This is a genomic window from Aeromicrobium sp. IC_218, assembly GCF_004336805.1.
Classification (GTDB): domain Bacteria; phylum Actinomycetota; class Actinomycetes; order Propionibacteriales; family Nocardioidaceae; genus Aeromicrobium.
Window position 1 is genome coordinate 150,516 of record NZ_SJXM01000006.1, and the last position, 25,872, is coordinate 176,387.

Sequence of the window (25,872 nt, forward strand, 5' to 3'; positions counted from 1 at the left end):
CCTGACCAGCGGCTCTGCTTGGATGCGGGACATGTCGATCCGACCCGAGCTCCTGGACCTGCTGGCCCGCCGCGCGCTGACCGAGGACGCGGCGCGTCCCGAGGCGGTCGCGAGGCTGCACGACCGTGGTGGACGGACGGCCCGCGAGCTGATCGGCGAGCTCGTCGACGAGGGCAGCTTCGTCGAGTACGGCCGCTACGTCACCGCCGCGCAGGAGCAGCGCCGCAGCGTGGACGAGCTGCTCGACCGCAGCGTCGCGGACGGCATCGTCGGCGGCCTGGCGACGATCGACGGCCAGCAGGTCGCGGTGCTCTCGTACGACTACCTCGTCATGGCCGGCACGCAGGGCTTCCGCGGGCACACCAAGACCGACCGGCTGTTCGAGGTGATCGAGCGGCTCGCGCTGCCGACGGTGTTCTTCGCGGCCGGCGGCGGCGGACGTCCGGGCGACGTCGACCTGCCGATGGTCTCGGGCCTGCACGCCACGACGTTCGCGGAGTGGGCGCGGCTGTCGGGCACGGTGCCGCGCATCGCCGTGGTGGACGACAACTGCTTCGCCGGCAACGCGGTGATCGCCGGCTGCTCGGACCTCATCGTCGCCAGCGACCGCGCCTCCCTCGGCATGGGCGGGCCGGCGATGATCGCCGGGGGAGGACTCGGCGACTTCGCGGCGTCCGAGGTCGGTCCGATCGACGTCATGACCGCCAACGGCGTCGTCGACGTGGCGACGTCCAGCGAGGACGTCGTGCCGGCGGCGCGGACGTTGCTGGGGTACTTCCTCGGGCGCGCCGAGACCTGGACGGAGCCCGACCAGCACGCGCTGCGCGACGCCGTGCCCGAGGGGGAGCGGCGGGCGTACGACGTGCTGCCGATCGTGGAGACGCTGTGCGACGAGGACACCGTCACCGTGCTGCGTCCGGACTTCGCCCCCGAGCTGCTCACCGCGCTGGGACGGATCGAGGGACGCACCGTCGGCGTCGTCGCCAACGACACCCGGCACACCGCCGGCGCGATCACCGCGGACGCCGGCGACAAGGCGGCGCGGTTCCTGCAGCTGTGCGACGCGTACGGGTTCCCCGTCGTCTCGCTCGTCGACACCCCCGGGATGATGGTCGGCCCGGAGGCGGAGCGGACGGCGATGGTGCGCCACACGTCGCGGCTGCTCATCGCCGGGGCACGCCTGACCGTCCCGCTGGTCGGCGTCGTCCTGCGCCGTGGCTACGGGCTCGGCGCGCAGGCGATGCTCGGCGGCAGCACCCGGGAGCCGCTCATGACGCTCGCGTGGCCGGGCGCCCATCTCGGCGCGATGGGACTCGAGGGTGCGGTGCGGCTGTCGATGCGCAAGGAGCTGGAGGCGATCGAGGACGACGCCGAGCGCGAGGCCGCGGTGCAGGAGATGGTCGCCTACGCCCAGTCCCACGCGTCCGCTCTCAACGTCGCGCGCCACTTCGAGATCGACGACGTCATCGACCCGGCCGAGACCCGCTTCGTCCTCACCCGCCTGCTCGACGCCGCCGACCGCGACGGCCGCCTGCAGGGCAGCCACCGCCCCGTGGACGCCTGGTGAGTCAGTCGCGCTTCGTCGGGATCGACCTGGCGTGGTCCGACCGGAACCGCACCGGACTGGCCGTCGTGGACGTCGATGGGCGCCTGCTCGATTCCGCGACGGTGCGGACGGACGCGGAGATCGTCGGCTGGGTCGGCGACCAGGGTGAGGTGCTCGTCGCGGCGGTGGATGCGCCCCTGATCGTCCCGAACGCCGCGGGCCAGCGTCCGGGGGAGAACGAGGTGCAGCGCTCGTTCGGCGCGTACGGGGCCGGTCCGTACCCCGCCAACCGCTCACGGCCCTGGTTCGACCCGCCCCGGGGCGAGACGCTCGCGCGGGCGATGGGCTGGTCCATGGACCCTGCACGGCACGGGGCGCCCGGTGAGCCGGTGTGCATCGAGGTCTACCCGCACCCCGCGATGGTCGCGCTGTTCGAGCTGCCGACCGTCCTGCCCTACAAGTCCAGCCGGGGACGCACCCCCGAGGCGCGCCGCGACACGTTCACCACGCTGGTCGAGCACATGGAGACGATCGAGCCGCTCCGGCTGGCCGAGAACGTGCGTTGGTTGCACCTGCGAGCCGCGGTCGAGGGGGCCACGCGGCACATGCACCTCGAGGCGGTCGAGGACGAGATCGACGCCGTCCTGTGCGCGCACCTGGCCTGGCTGTGGCACACGAGCCCGGACGTCCTGCAGGTCTACGGAACGTTCGCGGAGGGCTACGTCGTGGCGCCGCCCCCGCCGACGCACGCGGCCGGTCCCCGACGAGCACGGCCGGTCACCCCGTCGGTCGTCCTGGACGTCGCGCCGCACGGCGACCTCATGCAGAACGCCGCGACCGCCGTCGAGGCCGCGCACCTGCCCGAGGCCCGCTCGGTGACGATCGAGCTCGCCGTGGCGCCCGGTCTCGGGCCGCGCCTGGAGGTGCTCGTGACCGAGGTGCTGACCGGGATGCGGGACGCGCTCGTCCCCCGGGAGGTGGCTGACATCAGGGCTCGCTTCGACGCGCGGGTCGACGGAGTGCGCGTCACGGTCGCACCTCGCCGCGGGGCACCGCGCTGACCCAGGGACGGCGAAGGGCCCCGGACCGAGCGGTCCGGGACCCTTCCTCGTCGGGGCGGGTCAGCCCTTGACGGTGATCGTGCGGGAGACGAGCCCGCCGCCGGCGTAGATCTTCACGCGAACGTAGCGCTTCTTGGACGAGCGAGCGTTCACCTTCCACGAGTACGTCTTCGCGCGGGTCGTCGCGCCGAGGCGGGCGTTCTTGACCGTCTTCCAGCGGCGGCCGTTCTTGACCTGGACGACGACCTTCTGACGCGCCGGACGGGCGATCGTGAGGCGCACCTTGCGGTACTTGCGCTGCGAGGACGCCTTGTACTTCTTCAGCTTCACGCGGGCGTGCGGCTGGACCCGGGCGAACGTGGTGCGTCGCGCCGCGATGCCGGCCGTGCGGGCCTCGATCGTGGTGCCGCGCAGCAGCGGGACGTTGAACGCGGCCTGGCCGTTGGCACCCGTGCGGACGTTCGCGGTGCGACCGGTGGACGTGCGGATGGTGACCGCGCGGTTGGCCAGCGGACGGCCCAGGTGCGACACGCGCACCTGCATGCGCGCCGTCGTGCCCGCGGTGTACGTGCGGCCGACCGAGCCGAGGAAGGAGACGACGGGCTTGGTCGCGGCCGCGACGTCGATGCGTCCGATGCCGGTGTACGGGTCGGTGCCGAACGACAGACCCATGCGGCCGCCGGCGATGTCCTTCGCGCTGGCGACGAGCGCGCTGTACGCCTGGTTCGCGGTGATGCCGGTCGACATGAGCGAGGCGATGGCGCCGGTGACCGCCGGAGCCGCCATCGAGGTGCCGCTCAGCACGGCCACGCGCTGGTTCGGCCACAGCGAGATGATGTCCTGGCCCGGCGCGGCGATGTCGACGTCGCCCCGGACGCTGGAGAAGTTGGCCCAGTAGTCGGACTGGTTCGTGGACGCGACCGAGATCGTCTCGGGGTGCGCGGCCGGGTACGAGACCGGCGCGCCGGCGCCGTCGTTGCCGGCCGCGGCGATGACCAGCGCGCCCTTGCGGCGGGCGTGGCGCACGGCGGCGAGGACCGCGGCGTCGCGGCCGGTGCTGGTGAGGCTCACGTTGATCAGCTGGGCGCCGTTGTTGGCGGCCCAGATGATGCCCTGGGCGAAGTCGCTCGTCCAGCCGAGGTTCTGCTTGTCGAGGACCTTGACCGGGAGGATCTGGACGTGGGTGGCGAAGCCGTCGACGCCGGCGTTGTTGTGCAGCGCGCCGACGATGCCGGCGACGTGCGTGCCGTGACCGTGGTCGTCGACGCGTCCGCGGTGACCGGTGTTGCGGTCGAGGAACTCGGCGCCGTTCAGCACCCGGCCGGCGAGGTCGGGGTGGGCGGCGTCGACGCCGGTGTCGACCACGGCGACCTTGACCGAGCGGGTGCCGATGTTGAAGGCCGTGCGGGCCCCGGTGCGGTCGAGCGCGTACTGCTTCCAGTTCTCGGCGCCGCTCCCGGCGTGGTCGCCCAGGATCTTCACCTCGGAGTCGGCGCCGCGCACGCGCTGGTCGACGTCGAGGGCGACGAGGTCGTCGTTCTTCTCGAGCTTCTCGGCCACGTCGCGGGCCTCGTCGGCGTCGTCGGCGTCGTACGTCTTGATGGTGAGGTCGTCACCGTCGTCGAGGATGGCGACGACCGGGTTGCCGGTGCGCTCGACCTCGTCGGCCACCTCGGTGGGCGTCAGGCCGTCGACCTCGACGGGAGCGTCGGCGGACGGCTCCTCGGCGGCGGACAGCGGCGACATCGCGGTGAGCGGCAGCAGGGCCGCGACCACGGTGCCGCACAGGGCGCGGGTGAACGACGAGCTCAAGGGGACCTCCGGGTCAGGACGAACGACGAGCTCGTTCCCCCGAGCCGTCGTGCGAACCGTACCTTCTTCCGGCGACGACGGAGAAAAATCGCCGCCGCGCGTCGCTACGCGAGCCGGGCGGGGAAGCCGCCGGTCGCCACCGGGCCCCAGCGCTCGGGCGTGACCCGCAGCAGCGACTTGCCCTGGTCGACCATCGCCCGGCGGTACTCGTCCCAGTCCGGGTGCTCGCCGGCGATGCTGCGGAAGTAGTCGACGAACGCGTCCAGCGCCTCGTCACCCTCGGACGCGTCGAGCACCTCGCACGGTCCGTCGACCTGCACCCAGGCGTCGTTCCACTCGTCCGACAGCACCACGACGCTCACCCACGGACGCCGGCGCGCGTTGCGGGTCTTGGCCCGCTCGGGGTAGGTCGCGACCACGAGCCGTCCGGACGCGTCGACACCGCCGCTCACCGGGGACGCCTGCGGAGTGCCGTCGGCCCGCTCGGTGATGAGGACGAAGCGGTGCCGCGGCCGGACGAACTCCAGCAGCTCGGGCAGGTCGACTCGGGTGTTCGTCGCGATCGTGCGGGCCATGTGCCGATCGTGGCACGGGCCGGGGACGGACGCGCGGCTACGAGCGTGAGAGCCGGCCGAACCAGCCGCCACGTCCGGACTCGGCGGGTGCGGGGTCGGGGGCGCCCATCGCGCGCAGCCGCTGCTCGACGGCGGCCAGCCGGACCTGCCGGGCCGCCTCGACCGGCGTCTGCCCCTCCAGCGGCGACACGAGCACGGGGGAGGCCCCGTGGTCGAGCAGGACGTCCGCCGCGGCGCCCTGGCGCTCCAGCAGGCACGCCACGAGCGCGGTCGACTGGTACTCGGGATGGACGTAGTCGGGATCGACGCCCGCGGCCAGGTGGTGGCGCAGGGTGTCGAGGTCGCCGGCGCACGCAGCGCCGAACATGTCCTTCCAGTCGCCACCGGACACGGGGCCTCCTCGCTCGGGTCACCCGAACGGTAGCGCGTCGTGTGACCCGGGCCACTGCCATCCTTCGGTCATCCGAGCCCCTGGAGGACCCGATGAACGACTCCGCCCTCATCACCGTCGGCCTGCCGATCGCCCTGGCGATCATCATGTTCGGCCTCGGCCTGTCGTTGACGGTCGCCGACTTCCAGCGCGTCGCGCGCTCGCCCCGCGCGGTCGTGGTCGCGCTCGTGCTGCAGGTGCTGGTGCTGCCGGTCGTGGCCTTCGGGCTCGTCACCGCGTTCGACGTCGACCCGCTGCTGGCGGTCGGCGTGATGCTGCTCGCCGCGTCCCCAGGCGGCACCACCGCCAACCTGTTCAGCCACCTGTTCCGCGGCGACGTGGCGCTGAACGTGACGCTGACCGCGATCAACTCGGTGCTCGCGGCCGTCTCCATCCCGCTCATCACCAACCTGGCGATCAACCACTTCGACGCCGACGGCGAGCTGGGCCTGCAGCTGACCAAGGTCGTGCAGGTCATCGCGATCGTCCTGGTGCCGGTCGCGATCGGCATGGTCGTGCGCAGCCGGTCCGAGGCGTTCGCGGCGCGTGCGGACAAGCCGGTGCGCATCTTCTCGATCGTCGTGCTGGTGCTCGTGTCCGTGGGCGCGATCCTGGGCGAGCGCGAGAACATCGCCGAGTACGTCGAGCAGGTCGGCCTGGTCGTCGCCCTGTTCTGCCTGGCCAGCCTGACCATCGGCTACCTCGGCGCCCGGGTCATGCGGCTGGACGAGCGCCAGGCCATCGCCAGCTCGATGGAGGTCGGCATCCACAACACCACGGTGGCCATGACGATCGCGCTGAGCGTCCTGGACAGCACCGAGGTCGCGATCCCCAGCGCCGTCTACTCGATCGTCATGTACGTCCTCGCCGCGCTGTTCGGCTGGGCGATCTCGCGTCGCGTGCGCGGGGGAGCCGTGGCACCCGAGCCCGCGGCAGGGGAGCGGGCGGTGCGGTAGGCCCCTTCGACAGGCTCAGGGAGCGGTGGGGTCCTCGAGCCTGTCGAGAGGACGTCTCTTCGACAGGCTCAGGGAGCAAAGTCAGCCGAGGGTGGACGTGCGGGCGACGAGCTCGGGCTCGAACGTCAGCTGCTGGTGGACGTGCTGGGGGTTGCTCGACTCGTCCAGCACCAGCAGCGCGGCGGTCCGCCCCAGCTCGTGACGCGGCTGGCGCACGGACGTGAGCGGCACGGCCGCGGCCGCGGCGAACTCGATGTCGTCGTAGCCGACGATGGCCAGCTGATCGGGCACGGCGAGCCCGGCGCGCGTGGCCTGCTGCAGCAGCCCGAGCGCGATCAGGTCGTTGGCGCAGAACGCGGCCGTCGGCCGCCGGGTCGACGCGAGCCCGGCGATGCGCTCGCCCGCCTCCCGGCCGGCGGCCACGGTCAGCGAGTCGGTGTGGACGAGCGTGAGGTCGTCCTCGGGCAGCTCGGCGTCGGCCCAGGCGCGACGGGCGCCCTCGAGCCGGTCGGCGACCTGACCGATGGACGTGGGCCCGCCGACGAACGCGACCCGGGTGTGGCCCTGGTCGATGAGGTGCTCGACGGCCAGGCGACCGCCCAGGACGTCGTCGACGGCCACCGAGCAGATGCGATCGTCGGTGCGCGTGCGGTCGACGATGACCAGGGGAGTGCCGCGCTCGACGACGGCGTCGAGGGTCGGGCTGTCGGGGTCGACCGGCGTGATGAGGATGCCCTGCACGCGCTGCTGCTCGAGGTGCTCCAGGTGGGCGGCCTCGCGGCCGGCGCGGTTGTCGCTGTTGCACAGGAAGAGCGAGAGGTCGCCGTCGTCGGCCGGGCCCTCGCTGCCGCGGGCGACGTCGGTGAAGAAGGGGTTGCCGGCGTCGAGCATGACGTAGGCGAGCGTCCGGGAACGGCCCGAGCGCAGCGACCGGGCGGACTCGTTGCGCACGAAGCCCAGCTCGTTCATCGCCCGCTCCACCCGCTCCCGGGTGCCGGCGGCGACGCGGTCGGGTCGGTTCAGCACGTTCGAGACGGTGCCGAGGGAGACCCCGGCGGCCGCGGCGACGTCCTTGACGGATGCTGTGGGGCTTGCCGGTCGACGTGCTGCAGGACTCACGGGCCCTCCCTCCGAGGCTCGCCTGATTGAAACGGTTCAGGGTGCATGTGTCAACGATCACGCCTTCGACACGCAGGCGGGGTCACGATATTTGGCCGAGATGACGGGCGGATTGCCGACTCGCGACAAATTGGTTCCTCCGGGCGGTTGACGTCCGTGATGACGGTCACATACATTTCCCGTGCTCGATTAAAACGTTTCAAAGGAGCGATGCATGGCTGGTCCGGCCCCCGCCACCACCCCGGTGCTGGAGCTGCAGGACGTCCGCAAGTCCTTCGGCTCGGTCGCCGCGCTGCGCTCCGGCAGCCTCGCCGTGCAGGCGGGATCGATCCACGCCCTCATCGGCGAGAACGGCGCCGGCAAGTCGACGCTGGTCAAGATCGTCGCCGGCGTGCACCGTCGCGACTCCGGCACCTTCCGCTTCCAGGGCGAGGACGTCGACTTCGGCTCGACCGCCTCCTCGAAGGCCGCCGGCATCGCGGTCATCTACCAGGAGCCCACGCTGTTCCCTGACCTGTCGGTCACCGAGAACATCTTCATGGGCCGCCAGCCGCTGGGTGCCGGCCGCCGCATCGACCGGGCGCGCATGCACGAGGAGGCGCTCTCGCTGTTCGAGCGCCTCGGCGTGCAGATCGACCCGCGTCGTCCGGCCCGCGGCCTGTCCATCGCCGACCAGCAGGTCATCGAGATCGCCAAGGCCATCTCGCTCGACGCGAGCCTGCTGATCATGGACGAGCCCACCGCCGCCCTGTCCGGCGTCGAGGTCGAGCGGCTGTTCACCATCGCGCGCAGCCTGCGCGACGAGGGCCGCGGCCTGGTGTTCATCTCGCACCGCTTCGACGAGGTCTTCGCCCTGTGCGACACCGTCACGGTCATGCGCGACGGCGAGTACGTCGGCACCAACGCCATCGCCGAGACGACCAACGACGAGCTCGTCGCCCTCATGGTCGGTCGCGAGGTCGCCGAGCTGTTCCCCAAGACCCCCGCGCCGCTCGGCGACGTCGTCCTGGACGTCCAGGGCCTGTCGTCGGCCGGCACCTTCCACGACGTCACCTTCCAGGTGCGTGCCGGTGAGATCGTCGGCCTGGCCGGCCTCGTCGGCGCTGGCCGCAGCGAGATCGCCCGCGCGGTCTTCGGCGTCGACAAGTACGACGCCGGCACGGTGACGATGAACGGCAAGCCGGTCCCGGCCAACCGTCCGCGCGCGGCCATCGGCTCGGGCATCGCCTTCGTCGCCGAGGACCGCCGCAAGCAGGGCCTGGTCGTCGAGGAGTCCGTCGCCCGCAACGTCGCCTCGGTCATCCGCCGCCGCCTCACCAAGGGCGGCCTGCTGACCTCGGGCGCCGAGAACAAGGCCGCCGGCCCGTGGGCGTCCAAGCTCGAGGTCAAGACCAACGCCCTCGACATGGCCGCGTCGACGATGTCGGGCGGCAACCAGCAGAAGGTCGTCATCGCCAAGTGGCTGGCGACGAACCCGAAGCTGCTGATCATCGACGAGCCGACCCGCGGCATCGACATCGGCACCAAGTCCGAGGTGCACCGCCTGCTCTCCGAGCTGGCCGGCCAGGGCATGGCGATCCTCATGATCAGCTCCGAGCTGCCCGAGGTGCTCGGCATGGCCGACCGCGTCCTCGTCGTGTGCGAGGGACAGATCACCGCCGAGCTCGACCGCGCCGAGGCGACGCCCGAGAAGGTCATGCACGCCGCCACCCGTGGCGCCAGCACCACCGAGGAGATCAAGGCATGAGCGAGCGCCAGCGAGTGAGCGAAGGGCTCCTCATGACGACGCCTACGTACCGTTCCTTCTCCTTCACGGAGGTGTCCGCATGAGCACGACGACCGAAGCGCAGCGCCCGGAGGCCGGGTCGCGCCAGAGCGCCTTCGTGCGCGGGCTGAGCAACGCCCTGCGCTCGCGCGAGATCGCGGTGGCCGCGGTCCTGGTGCTGGTCGTCGTGCTGACGACGCTGAAGAGCCCCAGCTTCCTGTTCGGCGGCGACAACTTCCGCGACCTGCTGGTCACCCCGTCGATCCTGCTGCTGCTCGCGGTGGGCCAGACGGCGGTCATCATCACCCGCAGCGTCGACCTGTCGGTCGGCTCCACGCTCGGCCTCACCGCCTACCTGACCGGCAAGCTGTTCTCGACCTACCCGGACCTGCCGATCGTGGTGGTCTTCCTGGCCGGCCTGGCCATGGGTGCCGTGCTCGGCCTGGTCAACGGCGTGCTGGTGGCCTTCGGCCGCGTCCCGGCCCTCGTCATCACGCTGGGCACGATGTACATCTACCGCGGCATCTTCCTGTCGTGGGCCGGCAGCGACCGCATCACCGCCTCGGACATGCCGCCCGGCTTCCTCGACCTGGGCACGTCCTCGATCCTGGGCATCCCGATCCTCACGATCATCGCGCTCGCCGTGCTGGCGATCGTCGGCTACTACCTGCACAGCCACCGCGGCGGCCGGGAGCTGTACGCCATCGGCTCCGACCCGGACGCCGCGACGCTGTACGGCCTGCCGGTCACCCGCCGCATCCTGGCCGCGTTCGTGCTGTCCGGCGCGCTCGCCGGCCTGGCCGGCGTCGTCTACGCCGCTCGCTACGGCACGGTCAGCTCCGGCGCCGGCGTGGGCATCGAGCTCCAGGCCGTCGGCGCGGCCGTCATCGGTGGCGTCGCCATCTTCGGCGGCGCGGGCACCGTGTGGGGCGCGGCCATCGGCGCGTTCCTGCTCGTCACCATCAACCGCGCCCTGCCGGTCATCGGCATCCAGGACTTCTGGCAGCGCGCCGTCGTCGGCGCCCTGATCATCGGCGCGATCGTCCTGGACCGGGTGCTCTCGGCCCGTCAGGAACGCAAGCTCGTGGAAGAGAGGGACCACGCATGAGCACCCCCGTCCTCACCCGTCCCGACGGCCAGGCGCGCACGTACGACGCCTACGCCCAGCCGTGGTGGAAGCGCACCCTGCTGACCCGCGAGATGGCGATCATCGCCCTCGTCGTGGCCGTGTACGCCTGGTCGATGGGCAACGTCGCGAACTTCGACAGCCCGCTGACGCTGTACTACCTGTTCCTGGACGTCGCGCCGCTGCTGCTGATCGCGCTGCCGATGACGCTCATCATCATCACCGGCGAGATCGACCTGTCGGTCGCCAGCGTGGTGGGACTGTCCAGCGTCCTGGTGGGCGTCCTGGTCCAGGACGGCGGCCTGTCGGTCCCGGTCGCGGCGCTCATCGCCATCGCGGTCGGCGCGGTCTGCGGCGCTTTCAACGGCTTCCTGGTCGCGTACGTCGGACTGCCCTCGCTGGCGGTCACGATCGGCACGCTCGCGCTGTACCGCGGCATCGCGGTCGGCATCCTCGGCACGACGGCGAAGACCGACTTCCCCGAGAAGTGGACCGACCTGTCCAAGGAGCGCATCATCGAGGGCCAGCCCTACCCGATGATCCTCATCCCGTTCCTGGTGCTGCTCCTCGGCTTCGTGCTGCTGCTCCACTTCTCGCCGTTCGGCCGCGGTGTCTACGACATCGGCCTCAACGACGAGGCGGCGCAGTTCGCCGGCGTCGACGTGGCCCGCACCAAGCTGTGGCTCTTCCTGCTGGCCGGCGCGGTCTCGGCCCTGGCCGGCGTGTACTTCACGCTGCGCTTCGGCAGCGCCCGCGGCGACAACGCCAACGGCATGGAGCTGCAGGTGATCGCGGCCGTCCTGCTGGGCGGCGTGTCGATCTTCGGCGGACGCGGCGCGCTGCACGGCGTCGTCGCCGGCGTCCTGCTGATCGGCGTCATCTCCAGCGCGATGCGCCTGGAGGGCCAGACGGTCAACGTCATCAACATCGTCATCGGAGTGCTCCTCGTGCTCTCGGTGATCTCCACGAACCTCCTCGGCTGGGTCTCGGGCCAGGTCCGCTCGAGGACACGGGGCTCCCGCCCCTCCACCAGCCGGGCTCAGTCCGGCACCAGCAGCACGACAGAAGGGTAAGAACGATGAAGTTCATCAACCGGCGGACGGCCGCGCTCACCGCGCTCGCCCTCACCGCCAGCCTCGCGCTGACCGCCTGCGGTTCGGACGACGAGAGCGGCAGCAACGGCAACGGTGGCGGCGACGCCTCGGTGACCTTCCTGCCGAAGAACCTGGGCAACCCGTACTTCGACACGAGCGACGCCGGCGGCAAGAAGGCCGTCGAGGAGTTCGGTGGAAAGTTCGAGGAGGTCGGTCCCGACACCGCCACCCCGGACGCGCAGGTGCCCTTCATCAACACCGCCGCGCAGCAGGGCGTGGGCGCGCTGGTCGTCTCGGCCAACGATCCCAAGGCCATCTGCGACGCGCTCAACGAGGCCAGCGACGCCGGCGTCAAGATCGTGACGTTCGACTCCGACACCGAGGCCGACTGCCGCGACATCTACGTCAACCAGGCGTCGTCCGAGGGCATCGCCAAGGCGCAGGTCGACCTGATCGCCGAGCAGATCGGTGACTCCGGCGAGATCGCGATCCTGTCGGCCGCGGCCAACGCGACCAACCAGAACGCGTGGATCGAGCTCATGGAGAAGGAGCTCGCCGCGAACCACCCGAACATCAAGCTCGTCGACACCGTCTACGGCGACGACGACGACCAGACGTCGTTCGACAAGACCGCGGCCCTGCTGCAGTCGCACCCGAACCTCAAGGGCATCGTGTCGCCGACCACCGTCGGCATCGCGGCGGCCGCTCGCTACCTCTCGACCTCCAAGTCGAAGGGCAAGGTCGCGCTGACCGGTCTGGGCACCCCCAACCAGATGCGTGAGTACGTCGAGAACGGCACCGTCACGGCGTTCGCGCTGTGGAACCCGGAGGACCTGGGCTACCTGGCCGCCTTCGCGGCCAAGGCCCTGATCGACGGCGACATCGAGGGCAAGAAGGGCGACACCTTCGAGGCCGGCGAGCTCGGCGAGTACACCGTCGGCGACAACGGCGAGGTGCTCCTGGGCGACCCGTTCGTCTTCAACGCCGACAACATCGGCGACTTCGACTTCTGAGTCGAGTCGTCACTTTGGACCCGTGCCTGCCGGGGTCCCTCCAGGTCCCGGCAGGCACGACCCCAGGAACGAGGAACAGATGAGACGGGTGTGCTTCCACTCCCAGGTGAGGCCCGACCGCATCGAGGAGTACAAGCGCCGCCACGCGGCGGTGTGGCCCGAGATGCTGCAGGCCCTGCACGAGACCGGGTGGCACAACTACTCGCTGTTCCTCCGCCCTGACGGGCTGCTCATCGGCTACCTGGAGACCGAGTCCCTCGAGGCCGCCCAGGCCGCCATGGCCGCGCGTGAGGTCAACGCGCGCTGGCAGGCCGAGATGGGCGACCTCTTCGAGGACCAGGACCAGGCGCCGGACGAGGGCTTCCAGGAGCTCGAGGAGGTCTTCCACCTGGAGGACCAGCTCGCGGCCGCGAACACCAGCACAGAGACGAAGTGAGATGACAACGTTCCAGCAGATTGCGCCGCTCCTCGAGGGCCAGGCGATCGAGGTCCCGTCGTGGGCCTACGGCAACTCCGGCACCCGGTTCAAGGTCTTCGGCACGCCGGGCACGCCCCGCACCGTGCAGGAGAAGATCGCCGATGCTGCCCAGGTGAATCGTTTCACCGGTCTGGCGCCGACCGTCGCGCTCCACATCCCGTGGGACCAGGTCGACGACTACGCGGCTCTGCGCTCGTACGCCGAGGACCTCGGCGTCGGCCTGGGCACGATCAACTCCAACACCTTCCAGGACGACGACTACAAGCTCGGCGCCCTGACGCACACCGACAAGGCGATCCGCCAGAAGGCGATCGACCACCACCTGGCCTGCATCGAGATCATGCACGCCACCGGGTCGCAGGACCTGAAGATCTGGCTCGCCGAGGGCAGCAACTACCCGGGCCAGGCCGACATGCGCGGCCGCCAGGACCGCCTGGCCGAGAGCCTGCGGACGATCTACGACCGCCTGGGCGACGACCAGCGGCTCGTCCTGGAGTACAAGTTCTTCGAGCCGGCGTTCTACCACACCGACGTCCCGGACTGGGGCACGTCGTACGTGCAGGTGGCCGCGCTCGGCGACAAGGCGATGGTCTGCCTGGACACCGGCCACCACGCGCCCGGCACCAACATCGAGTTCATCGTGGCCCAGCTGCTGCGCCTGGGGAAGCTCGGCTCGTTCGACTTCAACAGCCGCTTCTACGCCGACGACGACCTGATCGTCGGCTCGGCGGACCCGTTCCAGCTGTTCCGCATCATGGTCGAGTGCGTCCGCGGTGGCGCCCTCGAGGCGGACAGCGGCGTGGCCTTCATGCTCGACCAGTGCCACAACATCGAGAAGAAGATCCCCGGGCAGATCCGCTCGGTGCTCAACGTCCAGGAGATGACGGCGCGCGCGCTGCTCGTCGACCGTGACGCGCTGACGAAGGCCCAGGAGGACGGCGACGTCCTGCTGGCCAACGAGATCTTCATGGACGCCTTCTACACCGACGTCCGCGCCGACCTCGCCACGTGGCGCGAGGAGCGAGGCCTGCCCGCGAACCCGATGCGGGCCTACCTCGAGAGCGGCTACCAGGAGCAGATCGAGGCGGACCGCGTGGGCGGTACGCAGGCAGGATGGAACTGATGACGAACCCGACGGCAGCCGAGCTCATCGCGCGGTCGAACCGCCTGGGCGCGGATCCCAAGAACACCAACTACGCCGGCGGCAACACGTCCGCCAAGGGCACCGAGACCGACCCGGTCACCGGCCAGGAGGTCGAGCTGCTCTGGGTCAAGGGCTCCGGCGGAGACCTCGGCACCCTGAAGGAGCAGGGCCTCGCGGTGCTGCGCCTGGACCGCCTCCGCTCGCTCGTCGACGTCTACCCGGGCGTCGAGCGCGAGGACGAGATGGTCGCCGCGTTCGACTACTGCCTGCACGGCAAGGGCGGTGCCGCGCCGTCCATCGACACCGCGATGCACGGCCTCGTGCCGGCCGCGCACGTCGACCACCTGCACCCCGACTCGGGCATCGCCATCGCGACGTCCGCCGACGGCGAGGCCCTGACCGGCCAGATCTTCGGCGACAAGGTCGTGTGGGTGCCGTGGCGTCGTCCGGGCTTCCAGCTCGGCCTCGACATCGCCGCGATCAAGGAGAAGAACCCGCAGGCCATCGGCTGCATCCTCGGCGGCCACGGCATCACCGCCTGGGGCGACACCAGCGACGAGGCGGAGCAGAACTCGCTGTGGATCATCGACACGGCGGCGGCCTACATCGCCGAGCACAGCAAGGCCGAGCCGTTCGGCCCGCTGCTCGACGGCTACGGCCCGCTGAGCGAGCACGAGCGTCGGGCCAAGGCGGCCGCGCTCGGCCCGACGATCCGCGGCATCGCCTCGATCGACCGGCCGATGGTGGGTCACTTCAACGACTCCGAGGCCGTCCTGGACTTCGTCGCCCGCGCCGAGCACCCGCGCCTGGCCGAGCTGGGCACCAGCTGCCCGGACCACTTCCTGCGCACCAAGGTCAAGCCGCTCGTGCTCGACCTGCCCGCGACGGCGACGGTGGAGGAGTCCATTGCCCGCCTGCACGAGCTGTCCGAGTCCTACCGCGCGGACTACCAGGCCTACTACGACCGTCACGCGACGGCGGACTCGCCGGCCATCCGCGGCGCGGACCCGCTGATCGTCCTGGTGCCGGGCGTCGGCATGTTCAGCTTCGGCAAGGACAAGCAGACCGCCCGCGTCGCCGGTGAGTTCTACGTCAACGCCATCAACGTCATGCGTGGCGCCGAGGGCCTGTCGACGTACGCCCCGATCGACGAGGCCGAGAAGTTCAACATCGAGTACTGGGCGCTGGAGGAGGCCAAGCTCCAGCGCATGCCGAAGCCGAAGCCGCTCGCCACCCGCGTCGCGCTCGTCACCGGCGCCGCGTCCGGCATCGGCAAGGCCACGGCCAAGAAGCTCGCGGCCGAGGGCGCCTGCGTCGTCATCGCCGACCTGTCGCTGGAGAACGCGCAGGCCGCCGCGGCCGAGATCGGCTCGACCGACGTCGCGGTGGGCGTCCACGTGGACGTCTCCAGCGCCGAGAAGGTCAAGGCCATGATCGACGAGGCCGTGCTGGCCTTCGGCGGCGTCGACCTGATCGTCAACAACGCCGGCCTCTCGCTCTCGCGCTCGCTGCTCGAGACCACCGAGAAGGACTGGGACCTGCAGCACGACGTCATGGCCAAGGGCTCGTTCCTGGTCGCGCAGGCGGCGGCGAAGGTGCTCATCGAGCAGAAGCTCGGCGGCGACATCGTCTACATCTCCTCGAAGAACTCCGTCTTCGCGGGCCCGAACAACGTCGCCTACGGCGCCGCCAAGGCCGACCAGGCCCACCAGGTGCGCCTGCTGGCTGCCGAGCTCGGCGAGCACGGCATCAAGGTCAACGGCGTGAACCCGGACGGCGTCGTCCAGGGCTCGGGCATCTTCGCCAGCGGCTGGGGCGCGAACCGCGCCGCGGTCTACGGCGTCGAGGAGCAGGACCTGGGCAAGTTCTACGCGCAGCGCACGATCCTCAAGCGCGAGGTGCTCCCCGAGCACATCGCCAACGCCGTCTTCGTGCTCTGCGGCCCGGACATGACCCACACGACCGGCCTGCACGTCCCGGTCGACGCCGGCGTCGCCGCCGCGTTCCTGCGATGAGCGCAGCCCGCACGCCGCTCCGCGTCGCGGCGGTGGACCTCGGAGCCACCAGCGGACGGGTGATGGCGGCCACCATCGCCCCGGACCGCCTGGAGCTCACCGAGGCTCACCGCTTCGCCAACGGCGGCGTGCGGGTGCGTGACGCGCTCCTGTGGGACGTCGTCGGGCTCCACCGCGAGGTGGTCGACGGCGTCCGCCGGGTCGCCGTCGGGGGAGCGCTCGACGGCATCGGCATCGACTCCTGGGCCGTCGACTACGGCCTGCTGGACGCCGACGGCCAGCTGCTCGGCACGCCCTACTCGCACCGCGACTCCCGCACCGACGGGATCGCGGAGAAGGTGGCCGCGACGGTGCCGCCGGCCGAGCTGTACGGCGTCACCGGCCTGCAGAACCTGCCGTTCAACACCGTCTACCAGCTGGTGGCCGCGCAGGGCACGGCCGCGCTGGCCGCGGCTCGCTCGCTGCTGCTGGTGCCGGACCTGCTGACCTACTGGCTCACCGGCCACGTCGGCGCCGAGCGGACCAACGCGTCCACCACCGGCGTGTACGACGCCACGACGCGCTCGTGGGCGCTCGAGCTCTGCGAGCGGCTCGGCGTCCCGGGCTCGCTGCTGCCCCCGCTGCACGACGCCGGGACGATCGTGGGGCGCGTGCTGCCCGAGGTGGGCGAGGCGATCGGCGCCACGAACGTGCCCGTCGTCTCGGTGGCCTCGCACGACACCGCGTCCGCCGTGGTCGCCGTGCCCGCCGGCCGGGAGCGGTTCGCCTACCTGTCGTCCGGCACCTGGTCGCTGGTCGGCCTGGAGCTGGACCAGCCCGTGCTCACCGAGGCGGCCCGCGAGGCCGACTTCACCAACGAGGGCGGCGTCGACGGCACCATCCGGTTCCTCAAGAACGTCATGGGCCTGTGGGTGCTCTCGGAGTCCATCCGGGCCTGGCAGCGCGAGGGCCAGGACGTCTCGCTGGCCAGCCTGCTGGCCGAGGCCGCCCAGGTGCCGGCGCTGCGCACCGTCGTCGACATCGACGACCCCAGCCTGCTGCCGCCCGGCGACATGCCGGCCCGCCTGCGTGCCCTGGCCGAGCGCGGGGGAGAGCCGGTGCCGGCCACCCCGGGCGAGCTCGTCCGGTGCGTGCTCGACTCGCTGGCCCTGGCCTACCGGCGCCACGTCCGCAAGGCCTGCGAGCTGGCCGGTGAGGACGTCGACGTCGTCCACGTGGTCGGCGGCGGCTCGCAGAACACGTTGCTGTGCCAGCTCACCGCGGACGCCTGCGAGCGTCCTGTGCTGGCCGGACCGGCCGAGGCCGCCGCGCTGGGCAACGCCCTGGTGCAGGCGCGGACGCTCGGCGCCGACCTGCCCGACCTGGCGGCCATGCGCGACCTGGTGCGCCGCACCCACGACCTGACCCGCTACGAGCCCCGGGCCGGCCTCGACTGGGACGCGGCCGAGCGCCGGGTCCGGGCCACGGCGACCGCCCCGCGATGAGCACGCACCCCCGCCCCGCGGGGCCGGGGCCGGCCGAGCGGGTAGCCACCCTGGACGCGTCCGACCTGCACCTGCTGCGGCTCGTCGCCGACGGCCACACCGCCGCCGGCACCGCCACGCGGCTGGACGTCTCCGAGCGCACGGTGCGCCGCCGGCTGCGTGACGTCTGCGACCGGCTGGACGTCCACAGCCCCATCGAGGCGGTCGTGCTGGCCGTCCGCCACGGCCGCATCTGACCCTCGCGACGCCCGCTCTTGGCCACTTCCGGCCAGACGATGGATCGATCGATGTGACCCCGGTTACAGTCCTGTGAATCGATTCAACCCACAGGGGGAAGCAATGCCGGACGAGGGCACCAAGGGCACGCACGAGACCGCCGACGGATCGGGCAACGGCGGGATGCAGCGACGCACGCTGCTGCGCGCCGCGGCCGTGACGGCGGGCGCCGCGGTGGTGGTGGGAGGCGACCCGCTGGTCGCCGCCGCCAAGCAGACCGGCAAGGGGGTCGGTGGTCTCGGCACCGCCGCGAACGGCCTGCCGCGCGGCCTGGCGCGGGCCTTCGAGCGTCCGGGCCTGGAGACCGGTGCCGGGTTCCGCTGGTGGTGGCCGCACGGCGCGGTCGACCCGCGCGAGGTCGCCCGCGAGGTCGACCAGGTCGCCGACGCCGGCTTCGGCCACCTGGAGATCGCCGACGTGACGCACAGCCTGCGCGCGCGGAACATCGAGATCGACCTCGATCGGCAGGGCTGGGGCACGAAGTCCTGGGTCGCCGGCGTCACCGCCGCGCTGCGCCAGGGCGCGCGCCGCGGCGTCACCATCGACATCACGGTCGGCCCCTCGTGGCCCGCCGCCGTCTCGACGATCACCCCCGACGACGACGCCGCGTGCACCGAGCTCGCGCACGGTCGCGTGGACGTGGCCGCGGGCCAGGCCTACGACGGCGTGGTGCCCGAGCCGGTCGTCCCCGCCACCGACGGCGTCACGCGCCGCACGCTCGTGGCGGTCCAGGCCTACAAGGTGACGGCGCAGACCACCGCCACCACGACGCTCGACCCCGCGTCCCTGGTCGACCTGACCAAGAAGGTCGAGGACGACCGGCTCGCCTGGACCGCCCCGGAAGGCTCCGGCACGTGGGCGGTGCTGTCGTACTGGCGCCGCGGCTCGGGCCAGGAGCCCGAGGCCGGTCCGCACACCAACCCGCGCTCCTGGGTCGTCGACCACTTCAGCGCCGCGGGCTCGCAGGCCGTCATCGACCTGTGGGAGGACAAGGTCCTCAACCGCGAGGTGCGCAGCCTGCTGCGCAAGGCCGGCGGCAACCTGTTCGAGGACTCGCTGGAGATCGAGACCGAGGCGACCATCTGGACGCCGCGGATGCTCGAGGAGTTCCGCAAGCGGGCCGGCTACGACCTGCTGCCGTACCTGCCGCTGGTGCTCGAGGTGCACGAGAAGTACCTGTTCGCCTACGACGCCGTCACCACGACCCGCGTCCGCGACGACTTCAACCAGGTGCTGTCGGACCTGTACCGCGACAACCACCTCAAGGTGCTGCAGCGCTTCGCCAAGAGCCTGGGCATGGGCCTGCGCGTCCAGCCGTACGGCCTGGAGACCGACACGGTCGAGCACGCCGCGATCCTGGACGTCCCGGAGACCGAGTCGCTCGGCTTCAAGAACCTCGACGACTACCGGGTCATGGCCGGCGGCCGCGACATGGGCGGCAGGACGCTGCTGTCGTGCGAGGCGGCCTGCTACTTCGGCGCCGCGTACAACACGACGTGGGACCGGGCGCTGCAGACGATCAACAGCATCTTCGTGGCCGGCGTGAACCGGGCGATGCTGCACGGCTTCGCCTACCGCGAGGCGCCCGGCGTCTCGTGGCCCGGCTTCGCCGCCTTCTCGCCCTACTACAACGGCGCGGTCGGCTACGGCGAGGCCTGGGGACCCCGGACGCCCACCTGGGAGCACGTCCGCGACGTCGCCGACTACCTCAACCGCAGCCAGCTGGTGCTGCAGACCGGCACGCCCAAGTACGACATCGTCTTCCTGCGCCAGAAGGGCTGGACGTCCACGGGCATCGGTGCCGCGTGGGCGACGAACAGCGGCATCCCGGTCGGCTGGACGCACTCGTTCGCCACGCCGGCGCTGCTCGACCTGCCGCTGGCGACGGTGCGGAACGGCCGCCTGGCGCCCAAGGGCCCGGCCTACAAGGTGATGATCGTCGGTCCGGACCAGTTCCGCGGCAAGGAGGCGACCATCGCGGTGGACACCGCGCGCAAGGTGCTGGCCCTCGGCCGCGCTGGCCTCCCGATCGTCCTGCACGGCGACTGGAGCAAGCCCGACGTGGTCGGCCTGGCCCAGCCGGGGGAGACCGAGCAGGTCCGCGCGCTCGTCGCGCAGATCGCGGCGCTGCCGACCACGGCGACGGCCCCGGCCGACGCCGACATCCCGACCGCGCTCGCGTCGCTCGGCGTCACCCCCGACGTCAGCCACGAGTCGTCGACCGTGATGTCGCTGCGCCGGGTCGAGGGCGACGTCGACCTGTACTTCCTGGCCAACGCCAAGCACGCCGAGAACCGCCGGCTCACGCGCGTCACCCAGGACGTGTGGCTGACCTCGACGCGGCGCGACGCCGTGCCGGTGCAGCTGGACGCCTGGAGCGGCGAGGCGACGCCGGTGGCGCTGTGGGAGCGCCAGGGCGACCGGGTGCGGGTGCGGGTCGACCTGCTGCCCGGCCAGAGCACGGTCATCGCGCTCGCCCCGGTGCGCGGCCGTCAGCTGGCCGCGACCGCCACGACCGGCAGCGCGCTGCGGGTCGACGGCAACCAGCTGGTCGTGCGGGCCGACGTGGCCGGCGCGGTCACGACGACGCTGGCCGACGGACGCACGGTGCGGACGACGGTCGAGCGCGTGCGCGAGCCGATCGCGCTCGCGTCCTGGGAGCTGAAGGTCGAGGACTGGCAGCCGGGCAAGGACGCGTTCACGACGGTCAAGCCCGTCCGCACGGTGAAGCTGGACGCGCTCGCGCCCTGGTCGCAGGTGCCCGGCCTCGAGGACGTCTCGGGCGTCGGCACGTACCGGACCACGGTCGATCTGGGCAAGGACTGGACGAACGAGGACGGCGCCGTGCTCGAGCTCGGCGAGGTCAACGACACCTTCCGCGTGCGGGTCAACGGCAAGCGCCTCGCGCCGGCCGACGTGCTCGACACGACGGTCGACCTGGGCGACCACCTGCGCAAGGGCCGCAACACGATCGAGGTCGAGGTCGCGAGCACCCTGCTGAACCGCCTGCGCACCGTCACCCCGGCGGTCTACGGCAGCTCGCCGCGCCAGGCGTACGGCCTGGTCGGCCCCGTCCGGCTGGTGCCGTACGTGGAGCGCCGCGTGCGCTGAGCGCGTTCGCAGCGACACGTCACCCCGGTGGGCCGAAGCGGCTCACCGGGGTGACCGCTGTCACGGTAGAGTGTGATTGAAACGTTTTAATGCAGGAGGTGGTCCCGTGCGAGTCGCCCTGATGGTCACGTGCATCAACGACGCGCTGTACCCCGGCACGGGGCAGGCGGTCGTCGCGCTGCTGCGCCGGCTGGGGGTCGAGGTCGACTTCCCGACGGCCCAGACCTGCTGCGCGCAGCCGATGGTCAACACCGGCTACCTGGACGAGGCCGTGCCGGTCGTCAAGACGTTCGTGGACGCCTTCGCCGGCTACGACGCGATCGTCACGCCGTCGGGCTCGTGCGCGGGCTCGGCCCGGCACCAGCACGGCATCGTGGCCCGCCGCTCCGGCGACGCCGGCCTCGAGCGTGCGGTCGCCGAGACGTCCCCGAAGGTCTACGAGCTCTCCGAGTTCCTGGTCGACGTGCTGGGCGTGACCGACGTCGGCGCCTACTACCCGCACACCGTCACGTACCACCCGACGTGCCACTCGCTGCGCATGCTCGGCGTGGGCGACCGGCCGCGGCGGCTGCTCTCGAACGTCCGCGGGCTGACCCTCGTCGACCTGCCCGGAGACGACCAGTGCTGCGGGTTCGGCGGCACGTTCGCGGTGAAGAACTCCGACACGTCCGTCGCGATGGGCACCGACAAGGTGCGCCACGTGCTGGAGACCGGCGCCGAGGTGCTGGTGGCCGGCGACAACTCCTGCCTCACCCACATCGGAGGGCTGATGACCCGCGAGAAGGCCGGCGTCCGCACCGTCCACCTGGCCGAGATCCTCGCCTCGACCGAGTCCCTCCAGCTGGGAGCCACCCGATGAGCGGGACCTTCGTGGGCATGCCGAAGTTCCCGACCGCGGCCAAGGAGGCCCTGGGCAACGCGCAGCTGCGCCACAACCTCGCGCACGCCACCGGCACGATCCGGGCCAAGCGGGCCGCGGTCGTCGGCGAGGTCGACCAGTGGGAGGAGCTGCGCCTGGCCGGCGCCGGCGTCAAGGAGGCCGCCCTGCGGACCCTCGACGTCCAGCTGGAGAAGCTCGAGGCGTCGCTGACCGCGAACGGCGCGACCGTCCACTGGGCGCGCGACGCCGCCGAGGCCAACCGCATCGTGGCCGACATCGCCAAGGCGCACGACGCCGACGAGGTGGTCAAGGTCAAGTCGATGCTCACCCAGGAGATCGGTCTCAACGAGGCGCTCGCCGAGGAGGGCATCGCCGCCTGGGAGACCGACCTGGCCGAGCTCATCGTCCAGCTCGGCGACGACCTGCCCAGCCACATCCTGGTGCCGGCGATCCACCGCAACCGGGCCGAGATCCGCGAGATCTTCCTCGACGGCATGGCCAAGGCCGGACGCCCGGCGCCGGACGACCTGACCGACGAGCCGGCCGTGCTGGCCGCCGCGGCCCGCGCCCACCTGCGCGAGAAGTTCCTGCGCGCGAAGGTCGGCGTCTCGGGCGCGAACTTCGCCGTCGCCGACAGCGGCACGCTCGTGGTCGTGGAGTCCGAGGGCAACGGACGCATGTGCCTCACGCTGCCCGAGGTGCTGGTGTCGGTCGTCGGCATCGAGAAGGTCGTCTCCACGTGGGACGAGCTCGACCCGCTGCTGCGCCTGCTGCCGCGCTCGTCCACCGGCGAGCGGATGAACCCGTACACGTCCACCTGGTCCGGCGTCACGCCCGGCGACGGGCCGCAGGAGGTGCACGTCGTCCTGCTCGACAACGGACGCACGAACGCGCTGGCCGACGAGGTCGGGCGCCAGGCGCTGCGCTGCATCCGCTGCTCGGCCTGCCTCAACGTGTGCCCGGTCTACGAGCGCACCGGCGGGCACGCCTACGGCTCGGTCTACCCCGGCCCGATCGGCGCGATCCTCAACCCGCTGCTCAAGGGCGTCGGGCACGACGAGCAGGTGGACTCGCTGCCCTACGCGTCCTCGCTGTGCGGCGCCTGCTTCGAGGTGTGCCCGGTGCGCATCGACATCCCCTCGGTGCTGGTCGACCAGCGGGCCAAGGTCGTCGACGCCCACCGCGGCGGCGTCCCCAAGCCCGAGGCGGTGGCGTTCAAGGGCGCCGCGGTCGCGCTGTCGCGCTCGCGCCTGCTGGGCGCGGGGGAGCGGTTCACCGGCGTCGGCATCCGGCTGGCCCGCCGCGTGGGCGTGAAGAAGTGGACGGACGCGCGCGACCTGCCGGACGCGCCGCAGGAGTCCTTCCGCCGCTGGTGGAAGCGCACGGACGGAGGCCGCAAGTGAGCGCCCGCGAAGAGATCCTGGGCCGCGTGCGCGTGGCGCTGTCGGACGTCGACCACGTGCCGGCCCCGCCGGTCGCGCCGCGCATCACGCCGGTCGACGACGTGGTCGGCCTGTTCGCCGAGCGTGTGGCCGACTACCGCGCCGAGGTCGTCCGCACGACGTCCGCCGGCTTGGCTGCCGCGGTCGCCGCCGCGCTGCCGCCGGGTGACGGACGCGTCGTGGTGCCCGCCGACCTGTCGTTCGAGGTGCCGGGCGCCGTCGCCGACGACGGAACGTTCACCTCGTACTGGTTGGACTCGACCGCCGCGGTGGTCACCGAGGCGCGGGTCGGCATCGCCGAGACCGGCACCATCGTGCTCGACCACGGTCAGGGCCAGGGACGCCGCGCGATCACGCTCGTGCCCGACTGGCACGTGTGCGTCGTCCGCGCCGACCAGGTCGTCGTGGACGTCCCCGACGCCATCGCCCTGCTCGACCCGTCGCGTCCGCAGACCTGGATCAGCGGCCCGTCGGCGACCAGCGACATCGAGCTGGACCGGGTCGAGGGCGTCCACGGCCCCCGCACCCTGCACGTCATCGTCGTCGACTGAACCCCGTCGCTCCCCGAGCCCGGCTCGCTCCCTGAGCCCGGCGACGGGAGCGGTGAGCCGGCAACCGAACAAGGGGGTCGGACGGTTGCCGGCTCACCGCTAAGGGGGCTAGGCGGAGCGGGTCAGCGGCCGGGGCGGCCCAGGACGCCGGCGTCGTACGCCTTGAGCACGGACGCCTTGTCCCGCGTCGTCAGGTCGCCCTCGTCGACGGCGTCGTCGAGCCGCTCCGAGAGGTCGGTCCGGCGGTCGGCCGCGGCGGCCTCGCGCACCGACTCCAGGGCGGCGGTCACCTTCGCCTCGGTGAGGTCCAGCTCCTTCGCCAGCGCAGCGGCGAGCTCCTGCTGCCGCGCCTCTCGCTCGTCGTCCGACGGCTCGGACCCGCGCTCGCCGTCGGGCTTGGTGTCCTCGCGGACGGCCTCCCACGCCGTGGAGAGCGCGTCCTCGCTCACGCCGAGCGCCTTCGCGAGGGCGGCGGTGTCCAGCCCGCGGCCGGGGCCACCGTGCCCGCCCGGACCGCGTCCGGCCTCGGTGCTGGTGCTCTCGCTGGACGTCGAGGGGGTCTCGGTCGTGTCGTCGGCGGTGGCGGATCCGGTGGCGGCCAGGATGCCGCCGGTCACGGCGCCGGCGGCCAGCAGGCCGGCAGCGCGCAGTCGTTCGGTCCTCATGGGTGCTCCTCTCGTCGGCCCGCCGCGGCTCGGCGGGCTCACGCTCGACCGTCCTCGACAGGCCTGGGGAGGAGCCCGCACCGCCCTGGCAGGACGCTGTGAGCCGGTCCCCTCACCCCGGAGCGGTGACGCAGCAACCGAAAGAGGCACTCATTCGGTTGCCAGCTCACCGCTCCCGCGTGCGGACGCACGAGGGGCCCGCACCGTGGTGGTGCGGGCCCCTTCGGCGTCCCTTCGACAGGCTCAGGGAGCGGGGTGTCGGCTCAGGGAGCGGGTCGCTCAGCGCCAGCCGAGGGCGGGGGCGACGTGCTCGAGGATGCTCTCGATGACGTGGGCGTTGTAGTCGACGCCCAGCTGGTTGGGCACGGTTAGCAGGAGCGTGTCGGCCTCGGCGACGGCGGTGTCCTCGCGCAGCTGCTCGATCAGCCGGTCCGGCTCGGCGGCGTACGTCTTGCCGAAGCGCGCCTTGCCGCCCTCGAGGAAGCCGACCTGGTCGTCGCCGCCCGAGCCGCCGAAGTACGCGTGGTCGCGCTCGTCGACGAGGGCGAAGATGCTGCGGCTGACCGACACGCGCGGCGTGCGCTCGTGGCCGGCCTTCGTCCAGGCGTCGCGGAAGCGCTGGATCTGCTCGGCCTGCAGCTCGTGGAACGGCACGCCGGTGTCCTCGGTGAGCAGCGTCGAGCTCATGAGGTTCATGCCCTGCTCGGCCGCCCACTCGGCGGTCGCGCGGGAGCCGGCACCCCACCAGATGCGGTCGCGCAGCCCGGGGGAGTGCGGCTCGACGCGCAGCTTCCCCGGCGGGTTCGGGAACATCGGCCGCGGGTTCGGCTCGGCGAAGCCCTCGCCCTTGAGGATCTCCATGAGCACCTGCGTGTGACCGCGGGCCATGTCGGCGTCGCTCATGCCCTCGGGCGGCTCGAAGCCGAAGTACTTGTAGCCGTCGATCACCTGCTCCGGTGATCCCCGGCTCACGCCGAGCTGCAGCCGGCCGCCGGAGATGAGGTCGGCCGCGCCGGCGTCCTCGGCCATGTAGAGCGGGTTCTCGTACCGCATGTCGATGACGCCCGTGCCGAGCTCGATGCGGCTCGTCCGCGCGGCGGCCGCGGCCAGCAGGGGGAACGGCGAGGCGAGCTGACGGGCGAAGTGGTGCACGCGGAAGTAGGCGCCGTCGGCGCCCAGCTCCTCGGCGGCGACCGCCAGGTCGATGGACTGCAGCAGGGTGTCGGCGGCCGAGCGCGTCGCCGACTGCGGCGACGGCGTCCAGTGGCCGAAGGAGAGGAACCCGATGTTCTTGGTCACGCCCACCCCAACGCACGGCGGACGTCCAGG

22 protein-coding genes are annotated in these 25,872 nt (G+C 72.0%); 16 read left to right on the forward strand and 6 right to left on the reverse strand.

Annotated features, from left to right (window positions below):
- The first annotated feature begins 31 nt into the window (after positions 1 to 31).
- Complete coding sequence (locus tag E0W78_RS09365; RefSeq protein ID WP_242686296.1) at positions 32 to 1,567, forward strand: carboxyl transferase domain-containing protein; 1,536 nt, start codon at positions 32 to 34, stop codon at positions 1,565 to 1,567.
- Positions 1,564 to 2,607, forward strand: a complete 1,044-nt coding sequence (locus tag E0W78_RS09370) for a DUF429 domain-containing protein (RefSeq protein WP_165570453.1) — start codon at positions 1,564 to 1,566, stop codon at positions 2,605 to 2,607. The genes E0W78_RS09365 and E0W78_RS09370 overlap by 4 nt, the downstream gene beginning before the upstream one ends.
- Positions 2,608 to 2,667: 60 nt before the next feature.
- On the opposite strand, the gene E0W78_RS09375 is transcribed toward E0W78_RS09370, so the two are convergent.
- From E0W78_RS09375 to E0W78_RS09385, 3 genes are all read right to left on the reverse strand, one after another.
- Entirely contained in the window at positions 2,668 to 4,419 is a 1,752-nt protein-coding gene (locus tag E0W78_RS09375) for a S8 family serine peptidase (RefSeq protein WP_131403616.1), read from the reverse strand.
- Positions 4,420 to 4,523: 104 nt separating this feature from the next.
- Entirely contained in the window at positions 4,524 to 4,994 is a 471-nt protein-coding gene (locus E0W78_RS09380; protein WP_131403618.1) for a PPOX class F420-dependent oxidoreductase, read from the reverse strand.
- Between the two features lie 37 nt (positions 4,995 to 5,031).
- Positions 5,032 to 5,385 carry an ankyrin repeat domain-containing protein gene (locus E0W78_RS09385; protein WP_131403620.1) on the reverse strand — a complete coding sequence of 118 codons (354 nt, stop codon included), beginning with the start codon at positions 5,383 to 5,385 and terminating at the stop codon, positions 5,032 to 5,034.
- Positions 5,386 to 5,477: 92 nt separating this feature from the next.
- Here E0W78_RS09385 and E0W78_RS09390 point away from each other — a divergent pair, with 92 nt between their 5' ends.
- On the forward strand, positions 5,478 to 6,380 hold the full coding sequence (locus E0W78_RS09390) for a bile acid:sodium symporter family protein (RefSeq protein ID WP_131403621.1): 903 nt from the start codon (positions 5,478 to 5,480) through the stop codon (positions 6,378 to 6,380).
- Positions 6,381 to 6,461: 81 nt separating this feature from the next.
- Here the strand turns inward: E0W78_RS09390 and E0W78_RS09395 are convergent, their stop codons facing one another.
- The gene (locus tag E0W78_RS09395; protein WP_131403622.1) at positions 6,462 to 7,499 is read right to left on the reverse strand and encodes a LacI family DNA-binding transcriptional regulator; all 1,038 of its coding nucleotides are present in this window, start codon (positions 7,497 to 7,499) and stop codon (positions 6,462 to 6,464) included.
- A gap of 214 nt (positions 7,500 to 7,713) precedes the next feature.
- On the opposite strand from E0W78_RS09395, the gene E0W78_RS09400 reads away from it, so the two are divergent.
- The 13 genes from E0W78_RS09400 (at position 7,714) to E0W78_RS09460 (ending at position 23,878) form a co-directional block, all read left to right on the forward strand.
- Complete coding sequence (locus E0W78_RS09400; RefSeq protein ID WP_131403623.1) at positions 7,714 to 9,246, forward strand: sugar ABC transporter ATP-binding protein; 1,533 nt, start codon at positions 7,714 to 7,716, stop codon at positions 9,244 to 9,246.
- Between the two features lie 79 nt (positions 9,247 to 9,325).
- Positions 9,326 to 10,372: an ABC transporter permease gene (locus tag E0W78_RS09405; RefSeq protein WP_131403625.1), complete on the forward strand. Its 1,047-nt coding sequence runs from the start codon at positions 9,326 to 9,328 to the stop codon at positions 10,370 to 10,372.
- The gene (locus E0W78_RS09410) at positions 10,369 to 11,463 is read left to right on the forward strand and encodes an ABC transporter permease (protein ID WP_131403627.1); all 1,095 of its coding nucleotides are present in this window, start codon (positions 10,369 to 10,371) and stop codon (positions 11,461 to 11,463) included. The genes E0W78_RS09405 and E0W78_RS09410 overlap by 4 nt, the downstream gene beginning before the upstream one ends.
- Before the next feature lie 5 nt (positions 11,464 to 11,468).
- Complete coding sequence (rhaS, locus tag E0W78_RS09415) at positions 11,469 to 12,497, forward strand: rhamnose ABC transporter substrate-binding protein (protein ID WP_131403629.1); 1,029 nt, start codon at positions 11,469 to 11,471, stop codon at positions 12,495 to 12,497.
- Between the two features lie 79 nt (positions 12,498 to 12,576).
- Positions 12,577 to 12,933: an L-rhamnose mutarotase gene (locus E0W78_RS09420; RefSeq protein ID WP_038951674.1), complete on the forward strand. Its 357-nt coding sequence runs from the start codon at positions 12,577 to 12,579 to the stop codon at positions 12,931 to 12,933.
- Between the two features lies 1 nt (position 12,934).
- Positions 12,935 to 14,098, forward strand: a complete 1,164-nt coding sequence (gene rhaI / locus E0W78_RS09425; RefSeq protein ID WP_131403631.1) for an L-rhamnose isomerase — start codon at positions 12,935 to 12,937, stop codon at positions 14,096 to 14,098.
- Complete coding sequence (locus E0W78_RS09430; RefSeq protein WP_131403633.1) at positions 14,098 to 16,134, forward strand: bifunctional aldolase/short-chain dehydrogenase; 2,037 nt, start codon at positions 14,098 to 14,100, stop codon at positions 16,132 to 16,134. Before rhaI ends, E0W78_RS09430 begins: the two co-directional genes overlap by 1 nt.
- Positions 16,131 to 17,618 (forward strand): rhamnulokinase family protein, encoded by a 1,488-nt coding sequence (locus E0W78_RS09435; RefSeq protein ID WP_131403635.1) that lies wholly within the window; start codon positions 16,131 to 16,133, stop codon positions 17,616 to 17,618. The genes E0W78_RS09430 and E0W78_RS09435 overlap by 4 nt, the downstream gene beginning before the upstream one ends.
- Entirely contained in the window at positions 17,615 to 17,854 is a 240-nt protein-coding gene (locus E0W78_RS09440; RefSeq protein ID WP_131403636.1) for a helix-turn-helix transcriptional regulator, read from the forward strand. Before E0W78_RS09435 ends, E0W78_RS09440 begins: the two co-directional genes overlap by 4 nt.
- Positions 17,855 to 17,957: 103 nt before the next feature.
- Positions 17,958 to 21,005 (forward strand): glycosyl hydrolase, encoded by a 3,048-nt coding sequence (locus tag E0W78_RS09445; protein ID WP_131403638.1) that lies wholly within the window; start codon positions 17,958 to 17,960, stop codon positions 21,003 to 21,005.
- Positions 21,006 to 21,126: 121 nt separating this feature from the next.
- Complete coding sequence (locus tag E0W78_RS09450; RefSeq protein WP_207392706.1) at positions 21,127 to 21,864, forward strand: (Fe-S)-binding protein; 738 nt, start codon at positions 21,127 to 21,129, stop codon at positions 21,862 to 21,864.
- Positions 21,861 to 23,288 carry a lactate utilization protein B gene (locus E0W78_RS09455; RefSeq protein WP_131403642.1) on the forward strand — a complete coding sequence of 476 codons (1,428 nt, stop codon included), beginning with the start codon at positions 21,861 to 21,863 and terminating at the stop codon, positions 23,286 to 23,288. The genes E0W78_RS09450 and E0W78_RS09455 overlap by 4 nt, the downstream gene beginning before the upstream one ends.
- Positions 23,285 to 23,878 carry an LUD domain-containing protein gene (locus tag E0W78_RS09460; protein ID WP_131403644.1) on the forward strand — a complete coding sequence of 198 codons (594 nt, stop codon included), beginning with the start codon at positions 23,285 to 23,287 and terminating at the stop codon, positions 23,876 to 23,878. Before E0W78_RS09455 ends, E0W78_RS09460 begins: the two co-directional genes overlap by 4 nt.
- 122 nt (positions 23,879 to 24,000) lie before the next feature.
- Here E0W78_RS09460 and E0W78_RS09465 read toward each other — a convergent pair whose 3' ends face one another.
- Positions 24,001 to 24,543 (reverse strand): hypothetical protein, encoded by a 543-nt coding sequence (locus E0W78_RS09465; protein WP_131403646.1) that lies wholly within the window; start codon positions 24,541 to 24,543, stop codon positions 24,001 to 24,003.
- Between the two features lie 279 nt (positions 24,544 to 24,822).
- On the reverse strand, positions 24,823 to 25,842 hold the full coding sequence (locus E0W78_RS09470; protein ID WP_131403648.1) for an LLM class flavin-dependent oxidoreductase: 1,020 nt from the start codon (positions 25,840 to 25,842) through the stop codon (positions 24,823 to 24,825).
- Positions 25,843 to 25,872 lie beyond the last annotated feature (30 nt).